Source organism: Aeromonas sp. QDB39, assembly GCF_027707585.1.
GTDB lineage: Bacteria > Pseudomonadota > Gammaproteobacteria > Enterobacterales > Aeromonadaceae > Aeromonas > Aeromonas hydrophila.
Genome location: NZ_JAPCIV010000050.1, coordinates 19,252 through 31,275, shown reverse-complemented (window position 1 = coordinate 31,275; position 12,024 = coordinate 19,252). Strand labels below are relative to the sequence as shown.

The 12,024-nt window shown below is 64.4% G+C and carries 9 protein-coding genes; 7 read left to right on the top strand and 2 right to left on the bottom strand.

The window, feature by feature from the left end; genetic code table 11:
• Positions 1 to 437: 437 nt before the first annotated feature.
• The 5 genes from kdpA (at position 438) to PG899_RS21515 (ending at position 8,225) form a co-directional block, all read left to right on the top strand.
• On the top strand, positions 438 to 2,120 hold the full coding sequence (gene kdpA, locus PG899_RS21535) for a potassium-transporting ATPase subunit KdpA (protein ID WP_041216162.1): 1,683 nt from the start codon (positions 438 to 440) through the stop codon (positions 2,118 to 2,120).
• A gap of 55 nt (positions 2,121 to 2,175) precedes the next feature.
• On the top strand, positions 2,176 to 4,233 hold the full coding sequence (gene kdpB, locus PG899_RS21530; protein ID WP_024946250.1) for a potassium-transporting ATPase subunit KdpB: 2,058 nt from the start codon (positions 2,176 to 2,178) through the stop codon (positions 4,231 to 4,233).
• A gap of 58 nt (positions 4,234 to 4,291) precedes the next feature.
• Positions 4,292 to 4,819 carry a potassium-transporting ATPase subunit C gene (locus PG899_RS21525; RefSeq protein WP_077097156.1) on the top strand — a complete coding sequence of 176 codons (528 nt, stop codon included), beginning with the start codon at positions 4,292 to 4,294 and terminating at the stop codon, positions 4,817 to 4,819.
• A 103-nt stretch (positions 4,820 to 4,922) separates the two neighbouring features.
• The gene (locus PG899_RS21520) at positions 4,923 to 7,511 is read left to right on the top strand and encodes a sensor histidine kinase (RefSeq protein WP_017410498.1); all 2,589 of its coding nucleotides are present in this window, start codon (positions 4,923 to 4,925) and stop codon (positions 7,509 to 7,511) included.
• Between the two features lie 30 nt (positions 7,512 to 7,541).
• Positions 7,542 to 8,225, top strand: coding sequence for a response regulator (locus PG899_RS21515; protein WP_011704058.1), 684 nt, complete (start codon positions 7,542 to 7,544; stop codon positions 8,223 to 8,225).
• Between the two features lie 4 nt (positions 8,226 to 8,229).
• Here PG899_RS21515 and PG899_RS21510 read toward each other — a convergent pair whose 3' ends face one another.
• Entirely contained in the window at positions 8,230 to 9,357 is a 1,128-nt protein-coding gene (locus PG899_RS21510) for a multidrug effflux MFS transporter (protein WP_077097154.1), read from the bottom strand.
• A gap of 92 nt (positions 9,358 to 9,449) precedes the next feature.
• Here PG899_RS21510 and PG899_RS21505 point away from each other — a divergent pair, with 92 nt between their 5' ends.
• On the top strand, positions 9,450 to 10,274 hold the full coding sequence (locus tag PG899_RS21505; RefSeq protein ID WP_077097152.1) for an AraC family transcriptional regulator: 825 nt from the start codon (positions 9,450 to 9,452) through the stop codon (positions 10,272 to 10,274).
• Here PG899_RS21505 and PG899_RS21500 read toward each other — a convergent pair.
• On the bottom strand, positions 10,204 to 10,437 hold the full coding sequence (locus PG899_RS21500; protein ID WP_016348875.1) for a hypothetical protein: 234 nt from the start codon (positions 10,435 to 10,437) through the stop codon (positions 10,204 to 10,206). The genes PG899_RS21505 and PG899_RS21500 overlap by 71 nt on opposite strands.
• Before the next feature lie 282 nt (positions 10,438 to 10,719).
• Between PG899_RS21500 and PG899_RS21495 the strand changes: the two genes are divergently transcribed.
• Positions 10,720 to 11,970: a valine--pyruvate transaminase gene (locus PG899_RS21495; protein ID WP_045788723.1), complete on the top strand. Its 1,251-nt coding sequence runs from the start codon at positions 10,720 to 10,722 to the stop codon at positions 11,968 to 11,970.
• The last annotated feature ends 54 nt before the right edge of the window (positions 11,971 to 12,024 follow it).

Below are 12,024 nucleotides of genomic sequence, written 5' to 3'. Positions count from 1 at the left end.
TCTGGAAAAGGCCACTAAGCCCTACCATACAACGATTTCCAGATTTATTTCATAGTCAATCTGTGTAGGTAGTTTGTGACGATGCGATAAGCATGTTTGAAGCTGGCCTGTCACTATCAGACCAGCCTCAGTCAATTGCTACCAAACCCGGCCTAAGCCGGGTTTTTTGATCGCGCCCCACCCATCCCACTGCCCATCCCTTCATTTTTACGCCGATTTTACGCCAGCCAAATCGGGCTTTATGGCGCCTTTACGCCCGTTTTACATACCCTTTCAGCGTCAATAAGACCTATGGGATCGACACGGATATGCATCGATCCCTGACGCTAATTACCTCAACGGAGTCGTTATGAATTGGCTATATCTGCTGCTGGTCCTCGCCCTCGCGGGTTATCTGCTGTGCGCCCTCGCGCGCACCCATGAGTGAGGAACCGGATATGTGGCAAGAGATCATCTATCCCGTCGCGTTCGTGCTGCTGGTGCTGCTGCCGGCGCCTCTGCTTGGCAACTACCTGTATCGGGTATTTGAAGGCAAGAGTCGCTGGCTGGCCCCGCTTGAGCGCGCCACCCTGGCCTGCTGCGGCACGGACGGGCGCGAGCAGGACTGGAAGTCCTACGCCCTCAGCCTGCTGGCCTTCAACGGCGCCGGCTTCGGCCTGCTGTTCCTGATCCTGCTGGCGCAGGGGCTGCTGCCCCTCAACCCGCAGCAGCTGCCCGGGCTGAACTGGCAACTCGCCTTCAACACCGCGGTCAGCTTCATGACCAACACCAACTGGCAGGCCTACTCCGGCGAAGCCAGCCTCTCCTACTTCAGCCAGATGGTGGGGCTCACCACCCAGAACTTCGTCTCCGCCGCCACCGGCGCTGCCGTCGCCATCGCCCTGTTTCGCGGCATCGCCCGCCAGCAGACCACCCACCTCGGCAACTTCTGGCAGGATCTGGTGCGTTTCTGTCTCTACGTGCTGCTGCCGATGGCGCTGATCCTGGCGCTGCTGCTGGTCTGGCAGGGGGTGCCCCAGAGCCTGTCGGCCTACCTGCCGTTCCACGCGCTGGAAGGCCAGGAGCAGCTGCTGCCGCTCGGCCCGGCCGCCTCCCAGATCGCCATCAAGCAGCTCGGCTCCAACGGCGGCGGCTTCTTCGGCATCAACTCGGCCCATCCGTTCGAGAACCCCACCGCCCTCTCCAACTGGCTGGAGATGGTCGCCCTGCTGACGCTGGCCGCCGCCATGGTCTGCACCCTGGGTCGCTACGTGAAGGATCTGGCTCACAGTCGCGCCATCCTCATCGCCATGACCATCATGCTGGTGCTGGGGCTCTGCCTCGCCATCGGTCAGGAGCTGAAACCGGATCCGGCCCTCGCCCACCTCACCAGCGAAGCCGGCAACTGGGAAGGCAAGGAGAGCCGCTTCGGCCCCGTGCTGTCCAGCATCTGGGAAGTGGCCACCACCGCCGCCTCCAACGGCTCGGTCAACGCCATGCACGACAGCTTCGCCCCGCTCGCCGGCATGGTCGCCATGATCAACATGCTGCTGGGTGAAGTGGTGTTCGGCGGCGTCGGGGCCGGCATCTACGGCATGATGCTGTTCGTGCTGCTGACCGTGTTCCTGTGCGGCCTGATGGTGGGGCGCACCCCCACCTATCTGGGCAAGCGGCTCGGCATCACCGAGATGAAATGGGTGGTCGCCAGCATGCTGGTGATGCCGGTCGGGGTATTGGTGATCGGCGGTATTACCCTGCTGATGCCGGACTCCGCCACCGTCATCGGTCACGACGGCCCCCACGGTCTGTCACGGCTGATCTATGCCTACGCCTCGGCCGCCGGCAACAACGGCTCCGCCTTCGCCGGCTTTGCCGCAGCCGACAGCTGGCAGTGCATCGCCATCGGGCTGGCCATGCTGCTCGGCCGCTTCGGCTACATCATTCCGGTGCTGGCCATCGCCGGCCAGCTGGCCCGTGCCCCGCGCCAGGAGCGAAGCGAGGGGGACTTCCCCGTCAGCGGCCCGCTCTTCATCACCCTGCTGATCGTCACCGTGCTGCTGATGGGGGGTCTCTCCTTCCTGCCGGTACTGGCGCTGGGCCCGGTGGCGGAACACCTGAGCCTGCTGGGAGGTGCCTTCTGATGCTGCACATCCGACTGATCTGCGTGACCAACTATTCGATGCAGGGAGCTTTCCAATGAGCAAGTCCGCTTCAATGAGCACCGACACCATTCAGGTGAAGGGCAAGAAACAGAAATCACAGATCCTGCAGGCCATGGTGGAAGCCCTCTATCGCTTCAACCCCAGGGCGCTGTTTGGCAGCCCCATCCTGTTCACCCTCTGGCTGGCGGCCGTGATGGCGACCCTGGAGTCGCTGCTGGGGCAGCCGCTCTCCGGCGTTGCCCCATCGCTGGCCTGGCAGCTGACCGCCTGGCTCTGGCTCACCCTCTGGTTTGCCAACTTCGCCGAGACCCTGGCCGAGGGGCGTGGCAAGGCGCGGGCCGACAGCCTGAAGGCCGGCATGAGCCAGCTCAAGGCTCGTCGGGTCACCAGCCCACAGGATGACAAGGGCGAATGGGTACCGGCCACCAGCCTGCTCAAGGGCGATCTGGTGCTGGTGCGCAGCGGCGAGATGATCCCGGCCGACGGCGAAGTGGTCGCCGGCATCGCCTCGGTCAACGAGGCGGCCATCACCGGCGAATCCGCCCCCGTCATCCGCGAGTCCGGCACCGACCGCAGCGGCGTGACCGGCAACACCACCGTCGTCTCCGACCAGATCTGGGTGCACATCAGCAACAACCCGGGCGAAAGCACGCTGGATCGCATGATTGCGCTGGTGGAAGGAGCCAAGCGGCAGAAGACCCCCAACGAGATGGCGCTGGATGCCCTGCTGGTGGGGCTGACCCTGATCTTCCTGCTGGTGGTGGCCACCCTGCCCTGGTTCCTCGACTACAACGGCACCCAGGTGCCCCGACTCTATCTGCTGGCGCTGTTCATCACCCTGATCCCGACCACCATCGGCGGTCTGCTCTCCGCCATCGGCATCGCCGGCATGGACCGGCTGGTGAAGCTCAACGTGATCGCCAAGTCGGGCCGGGCGGTGGAGGCCGCCGGCGACGTGCGCACCCTGCTGCTGGACAAGACCGGCACCATCACCTTCGGCAACCGGATGGCGGACGAGCTGATCCCGGCCCCCGGCGTGGACCCCTCCCTGCTGGCCCAGGCCGCCATGCTGGCCTCGCTCGGTGACAACACGCCGGAGGGCAAATCCATCCTGACCCTGGCGGGCAAGAGCCACACCAGACCGAGCCAGCTGGAGAGCGACATCCTCATCCCCTTCAGCGCCGAGACCCGGCTGAGCGGGCTGGATCGCAACGGCCATCACTATCGCAAGGGGGCGGTGGATGCGGTGCTGCGCTACCTCTCGCTCGATCGCAAGGCGGTGCCCGAGCTCATCCTCAAATCGGTGGACAACATCGCCCGCCAGGGCGGCACCCCGCTGCTGGTCTGTACCCACGAGAAGCTGCTGGGAGTGGTGTTCCTCAAGGACATCATCAAGCCGGGCATCAAGGCCCGCTTCCAGATCCTGCGCCACATGGGGATCCGCACCGTGATGATCACCGGTGACAACCCGCTAACCGCCGCCGCCATCGCCGCCGAGGCCGGGGTGGATGACTTCATCGCCGAGGCGACACCGGAGAAGAAGCTGGCCTACATCCGTCAGGAGCAGGCCGACGGCCGGCTGGTCGCCATGTGCGGGGACGGCGCCAACGACGCACCGGCGCTGGCCCAGGCCGATGTGGGGCTGGCCATGAACGAGGGGACCCAGGCCGCCAAGGAGGCGGGCAACCTGGTGGATCTCGACTCCAACCCCACCAAGCTGCTGGACGTGGTGCTGGTGGGCAAGCAGCTGCTGGTGACCCGCGGCGCCCTGACCACCTTCTCCATCGCCAACGACGTGGCCAAGTATTTCGCCATCCTGCCGGCCCTGTTCATCGCCGCCTATCCGCAGCTGGGAGTGCTGAATCTGATGCAGCTGGGCAGCCCCGAGAGCGCCATCCTGTCGGCCATCATCTTCAATGCCCTGATCATCGTCGCGCTGGTGCCGCTGGCCCTGCGCGGGGTCAGCCTGCAGGGCTCGGCCGCCAGCCTGCTGCGCCGCAACCTGCTGATCTACGGCGTCGGCGGCCTGATAGTGCCTTTCATAGGTATCAAGTTGATCGACCTGGTCATCACCGGCCTGGGGCTGGTGTAACTACATAGCGGGGTGCAGGCATGGCTTGTACCCCATCAATCTTTTGGAGCAAAGAAACATGATCGCAATCAGAACCCTGCTGACCCTGACCCTGCTGCTGGGGGTAGCGTATCCGCTGGCAGTCACCGGGCTGGCCCAGCTGCTCTTCCCCTGGCAGGCCAACGGCAGCCTGCTCACCAACGCCAAACAGCAGGTGGTCGGCAGCGCCCTGCTGGCACAGAAGTTCGAGCGGGCCGACTACTTCCACTCCCGCCCCTCCGCCAGCGACTTCGCCACCATAGGCGGAGGTGCCAGCAACCTAGGGATGAGCTCGCCGCTGCGGGCCGAGTTTGCCGCTGCGGCGGCCAGGGCGCAGCCGGAAGCCAGGGTCCCCGCCCTGCTGACCCGCTCCGCCTCCGGCCTCGATCCCCATCTGCCGATCGATGCAGCCCTGGCTCAGGTAGAGCGGGTCGCCGGGCAACGCGGGCTGGATCCCGTTCAGCTGACGGAGCAGGTCAAGTCGGCGGCACAAGCTGGTATCCTTGGCCCGCAGGTGGTCAACATTCTCCAGTTGAACCTGCAACTCGATCATCAAAAGGGCGCCTGAGGGCGCTCCTTGCCGTTCGGGACAGGCTCCCTTTCGACAACGGGGACAAGCATGAGCAATGAGGTCACGGCCGCGGTTCGGCCGATGCAACGGGAGCACGGGGATGCGTGATGAGGTGAGGGCGGACGCCCTGCTGGCGAGCCTGGAACAGGAGCACAGGGGCAAGCTGAAGGTGTTTCTCGGTGCCGCCCCCGGCGTCGGCAAGACCTACGCCATGCTGCAGGCGGTGCGGGAACAGGCCAAGGAGGGGGTCGACATCCTGATCGGGGTGGTGGAGACCCACGGCCGCCAGGAGACCCTGGCCCTGCTCGACAAGCTCGCCATCCAGCCGCGCAAGCTGCACCTGCACCGCCAGCAGCGGCTGGAGGAGATGGATCTGGACGGCCTGCTGGCCCGCAAGCCCGCCATCGCCGTGGTGGACGAGCTGGCCCACAGCAACGCCCCCGGCAGCCGCCACGAGAAGCGCTGGCAGGATGTGGAGGAGTTGCTGGGCGCCGGCATCGACGTCTACACCACCCTCAACGTGCAGCACCTGGAAAGCCTCAACGATCTGGTGTGGCAGCTGACCGGGGTCAGGGTCAAGGAGACCCTGCCGGATCAGGTGCTGCTGGAAGCCGACAGCCTGGTGCTGATCGACCTCCCCCCCAAGGAGCTGCTCGGCCGCCTCAAGGAGGGCAAGGTCTATGTGCCCCATCAGGCCAAGGCCGCCCTGCAGTCCTTCTTCTCCCTCAACAACCTGACAGCCCTGCGCGAGCTGGCGATGCAGACCGCCGCCAGCCACGTTGAGGGGGATCTGCAACTGCAGTGGCAGGCGGCCGGCAAGACCACTCTGCCGCTGCGGGGCAAGCTGATGGTCTGCCTCGGCGATCAGCACGGCGCCGCCCTGGTGCGCTACGGTCACCGCTTCGCCCAGCGCCGCCAGCTGCCCTGGCTGGTGGTGCACATCGACAGCAAGGGGCAGCGTTCGGTCGAGCTGGAGCAGGCACTGGCGCTCGCTTCCCAGCTGGGGGCCAAGGTGCTGACCCTCTCCAGCCCGGCGGTGGCCGACACCCTGCTGGAGACCGCCGAGCAGCAGCAGGTGTCGCAACTGCTGCTGGGCAAACCCCACAAGGCCCCCTGGCGTCGCTCGCTGGTGCAACACCTGCTCAAGCAGGCGCAAGGACTCGAGATCACGCTGGTGGATACCGAGAAGCGCAAGCCCAGCCTGGGCTTGCAGCCGCTCCACCCCAAGGACATTCGCCAGAGCCTGCTGGCGGTGGCCATCATGGGGACCACCTCGGCCGCCGTCTGGGGCCTCTCCCACTGGCTGCCGCCCGCCTCCCTGCCCATGCTGTTCGTGCTGGGGGTGCTGGCCACCGCGCTCACCACCAGCCTGATGCCCGCCATCCTGGCCGCCGTACTGGGCTTCGTCGGCCACAATCTGCTGTTCACCGCCCCCTACTTCTCTTTGAGCGTGGCCAGCCACAGCGATCTGCTCACCCTGTTCGTGCTGCTGATCGTCGGCATCACGGCCGGGCGGCTCGCCTCCCGTCAGCGCCAACAGCTGATCGGCCTGCGCGAGACCCAGCAACTGGGCAATGCCCTGCTGTCGCTGAGCCAGGGGCTGGCCACCGCCAGCAGCCCGGAAGAGGTGCTCAGACAGGGATCCCAGGCCATCTCGCTGGCGCTGGGCCAGCCGGTGTTCGCCCTCGATCAGCACTACCAGCACAGGGCCGGCTCGACCCAGCACAAGCCGGGGCAGACCGACAAGGCGGCCATCGACTGGTGTCTGGCCCAGAAACAGAGCGCCGGCGCCCACACCGCCACCCTCAACGCGGCCGAGGCCCAGTACCACCACCTCAGCGATGAACTGGTGCTGGGGATAGTGCTGGCCAATCCGCTCGCCTCTTCGGCCGAGCATCAGCTGCAGGCCCTGCTCACCGATATCCGCGCCGCGCTGGCCCGGATCGATCTCAACGAACGGCTGGCCGACAGCCAGCTGCAGGCGGAGACCGACCGGATGCGCGCCGCCCTGCTCTCCTCGGTCTCCCACGATCTGAAGACGCCGCTGGCTACCATCATGGGGGCCGGCAGCACCCTGCTGGAATATGGTGACCGGATCAGCAGCGAAGACCGTAGCGAGCTGCTGCACTCGGTGCAGGACGAGGCGCGCCGCCTGCACAGCTATGTGCAGAACCTGCTGGACATGACCCGCATCGGCTCGCCGGATTTCCAGCTGAAACGGGACTGGGTCGACCTGGCGGATCTGGTGGAGAACGCCCGCCGCCGGCTCGACTCCTCCTGGCGCCAGCACAAGCTGCTGGTGCACTTCGATCAGCAGATCCCCCGCCTCTATGTGCACGGTGCCCTGATCGAGCAGGTGCTGGTCAACATCCTCGACAACGCCTCCCGCTACTCGCCGGCCGGCACCCCCATCGAGTTCAAGGTGATGCTGGCGGACCCCGATCTCATCCTCGACATCATTGACATCGGGGTCGGCATCGCCGAGTCGGATCGGGACAAGATCTTCAATCTGTTCTACACCCAGCCGGTCGGCGACTGCGGCAGCCGCGGCACCGGGCTTGGCCTCGCCATTTCCCGCGCTATGATAGAGGCCCACGGTGGCCGCATCTGGGCATTTTCCGGCCCCAACGGCAACGGCACCTGCATGCGCATCTCCCTGCCGCTGGCTCTCAATGCAGCCGCGGCCTGAACATTTTTACTCTATCCAGCTGGAGGCTGAATGGCTCACATACTGGTCATCGACGACGAGGCGGCCATCCGCCGTTTTTTGCGGATCAGCCTGATCGCCGAGGGGCATCAGGTGAGCGAGGCGGTCGGCGTCAACGAGGGGCTGGCGCAGTATCGCCACCTCAATCCCGATCTGGTGATCCTGGACCTCGGCCTGCCGGACGGAGACGGCATTCAGGTGTTGCAGGCCATTCGCGAGCACCATCAGCACCCGGTACTGGTGCTGTCGGCGCGGGATTCGGAACAGGAGAAGGTGCGACTGCTGGATGCGGGCGCCAACGACTACATGAGCAAGCCGTTCGGCATCGGCGAGATGATGGCTCGCATCCGGGTGCTGCTGCGCCAGCGGGCCGGGGTCAGCAGCGGCGAGCAGCGCCACTTCCCCCAGTGCGGGCTGACCCTGGACAGCAGCAGCCACAGGGTCACCCTGGGGGAAGAAGAGGTGCCCCTCTCCCGCAAGGAGTTCGCCCTGCTGCAGGCACTGGTGTGCCACCCCGGCAAGCTGGTGCTGCAGACCCAGCTGCTCAACGACATCTGGGGGCCGAGCCACAAGGAAGACACCCACTACCTGCGCATCGTCATCGCCAGCCTGCGCAAGAAGCTGGGAGATAATCCCCAGCAACCCACGCTGATCGAAACTGAATCCGGCATCGGTTACCGCTTTATCGGCAGCTGATGTTTCACGTGGAACGACGCCAACCACAGCACAGTGCCAACAGACCGCAGCCGCCGAGCAGCAGACCGAGATCCTGCAAACTGGCGGCAACCGCCAACCCCAGGCTGAGCAACAGGTAGTAACCGAGCCCGAACAGGGCACCGGCACTGCCTGCCACCTCCCGATAGGCCAGCAGCGCCTGGCTCAGCACATTGGGGATCGCCAGCCCGAACGCCACTACCACCCCCATCATGGGCAGCAGGAACCAGAGCGAAGTCTGACTGGCCCACACCAGCCAGCCGGACCCCAGCGCCAACGCGGCAGCAAGCCGGATCAGCGAGGAAGGCGACCAGCCACGCCCCAGCAGGCGCTTGTTGAGCAGGCTGCCCCCCAGGGTCGCCAGCGCCAGCAAGATGCCGGAGTAACCGAACTCGCCCGCACTCAACCCCAGCCCGGCAAACAGGAAGGGAGCCAGGCTGTAGTAGCCAAACAGCATGGTGTTGAACAGCGCCACCAGTGCGGCGCTGCGCCACAAGGCTGCATCACGCACCATCCGTTGTGCCAGCGGCCAGAGCGCTGCCCGCTGGGTGATGGCCGGCCGGGTTTCCGGCAGTTGCCAGCAAGTGACCAGCAGCAATCCGGCGGCCAATACCAGCAGTGCACTGAATACCCCGAGATAGCCGAACCCGCTCGCCAGCTGGCCGCCGCTCACCAGCCCCAGCACCGGACTGAGGGAGAGCGCGATGCCCATCACCGAAAAAACCCGCGCCAGATCGCTGCCCTGATAGCTGTCGCGCAGCATGGTCTGGGTCACCACGGAGCCCACGGCGGCGCCGAAGGCCGCAATGACCCTGGCCAGCAGCAGGGTTTCAAATTGAGTGGCCAGCAATGCCAGCAGAGTGCCGGTGCCATAGGTCATCAGCCCCGCCAGCATGGCGGGACGCCGCCCGACCAGATCGCACAGTCGGCCCCAGCAGACCACGCCCGCAGCAAACGCCAGAAAATAGACCGACAGGGTCTGGGATGCCTGCCCCTCGCTCACCCGAAACTGGCTGGCGATATGGGTCAGCACCGGGCTGTAGATGGTCTCCACTATCTGCGGAAACATCATCAATCCGACCACCAGCCAGAGCGGTGGCAACTTGTTGTTCATGACAAACCTCCTTCACAAGAGGCCGTCATTCTAGAGTGACGCCGATTGTCCGATTACAATAAGCAGGACTATAAACATCAATAATCGGACACATGGCCTTTATTCTTCCCGATCACCCTTTTGACCCGGATCAGCACGATGGCAGCGCCATCGGGATCGCCTCCGCTCTCGGCTGGCACGACTCCGGCCGCCATCAGCACAGGCGCCATCAGCTGCTGTTCGCCCAGGCCGGTTGCATGACCATAGAGCTGGACGATCAGGTCTGCCTGCTGCCGCCGACGCGAGCGGCCTGGTTGCCGGCAGGCCTGCCCCATCGGGTGCTGATGCGCGGGGTGGTGGCGTATCGCTCCCTCTACTTCCAGCCAGAGCACGGCTTGCCGACCGAAATGGCGGTGCTGGCGGTCAACCCGCTGCTGCGGGAGATCATCGAGCGGATGGCGATCTGGCCGTGGGACAAGCCGGCAGCGGAGCAGCATTGCACGCTGGCGCTGTTGCAGGAGGAGCTGGCGCAAGCGCCGCGAGAATCCTGGCAGTTACCGCTGCCGTCAGACTCGCGTCTGGCCGGCTGGCTGCAGGAAGTGAAGCGGGGCGACACCCTGCCCGATCGGCTCAACCGGCTGGCCGAACGGGTGGGTGCCAGTGACAAGACCATAGGTCGCATCTTCATGCGAGAGACCGGCATGAGCTACCAGGCCTGGCGCCAGCAGTGGCGACTGTTGCGGGCGCTGGAACTGCTGGCCGAGGCCGAACCCATCAGCCGGGTAGCGGCAACGCTGGAGTTCGCCAGCGACAGCGCCTTCATCAGCTTCTTCAGACAACACACGGGGCAGACCCCGCTGCGCTATCTCAACTCTCGGGGTGAGTCGCATCGGCCGAGCTCGCCTCCACCACCAGGGTCTCCAGCGCCAGCGGCTTGAGGTTGTGGATCGCCTCCTCCACCACCGCATGGGAGGCCTGCTGCTGCTGGGCCGCTATCTCCTGCGCCAGCTTGGCGCTGTCCAGTTCGGGTCTGGGGTACTCGTCGGCCATCACGTTCAGGCTCAGGCTGCTGGCAATCAAGGTTGCGATCAGGATTTTCATCTGGTGTGCTCCGGTGTGGTTGAGATGACCAGATAGCTATTCCAATTGTTGTGCCACATCTATAACGACATGATTTTGTTTAAATTAATTGTTTTCAGATGATAAATAGCCCCAATTGGAAAACATCCTGTAGTCAGGATTGAACCAACAAGTAGTCATTTTCACCACGCTTAATTTTTGTCTGTTGTTCCACGTGGAACGTCCCGTTATTTTGATCGACACCCGCTTTTAAACTGAGCTATGGTGCTACATCTTCGTAACTGACTCTGGATCTGTCACCGAATGGAATTTTCCTTGTTCGGCGAGAAGTTCACTCGCCACGCCGGTATTACCCAACTCATGGATGACCTCAATCAGGGGCTGACCAATCCGGACGCCATCATGCTGGGTGGCGGCAATCCGGCCCCAATCCCCGCCATGCTGGAACGCTTTCAGGCCGAGGCCAAGAGCCTGCTCGACAACGGCGAGCTGGTCAAAGCGATGGCCAACTACGATGGTCCCCAGGGCAAGGACAGGTTCACCAAGGCGCTGGCGGCCCTGCTCAGCAAGGAGCTGGGCTGGGATATCTCGGCCCGCAATATCGCCCTGACCAACGGCAGCCAGAACGCCTTCTTCTATCTGTTCAACCTGCTGGCGGGCGAATTTGCCGATGGCCGCAAGAAGAAGGTGCTGTTCCCGCTCGCCCCCGAGTACATCGGCTATGCCGACTCGGCGCTGGCAGACGACTACTTCGTGGCTTACAAGCCCACCATCGAGAAGCTGGCCGATGGCCAGTTCAAGTACCACGTGGATTTCGAGAGCCTGCAGGTGGGTGACGACATCGGGGTGATCTGCGTCTCCCGCCCGACCAACCCCACCGGCAACGTGCTGACCGACGAAGAGATCGAACACCTCGACCAGATTGCCCGCGACAAGGGCATTCCGCTGCTGATCGACAACGCCTACGGCGTCCCCTTCCCGGGCATCATCTTCAGCGAGGCCAAGCCGTTCTGGAACGCCAATACCATCCTCTGCATGAGCCTCTCCAAGCTCGGCCTGCCGGGCACTCGCTGCGGTATCGTTATCGCCGACGAGAAGATCATTCAGGCCATCACCAACCTGAGCGGTATCATCAATCTGGCACCGGGCAGTCTGGGCCCCGCCATTACCATCCCGATGATCGAGAGCGGCGAGATCATCGCCCTCAGCGAACAGGTGGTGAAGCCCTTCTATCAGCAGAAGGCAGAGCTGGCGGTGCAACTGCTGCGCGAAGCGATCCCCGATCCGCGCTTCCACATCCACAAGCCGGAAGGCGCCCTCTTCCTCTGGCTCTGGTTCGAGGGCTTGCCGATCCACTGTCAGGAGCTGTACGAGCGACTGAAGGCGAAGAACCTGCTGATCGTGCCGGGCCACTACTTCTTCCCTGGCATCGACGACCCGGAGTGGCGTCACAGCCAGGAGTGCATCCGCCTCAACTACTCCCAGAGCGAGGAGCTGGTGCGGCGCGGCATCGCCATCCTGGCCGACGAGATCAACGCCCTCTACGCCGGCTAAGCCAGTTCGGCGATACAAAAACAGAGAGGCCTGCACATGCAGGCCTCTCTTGTT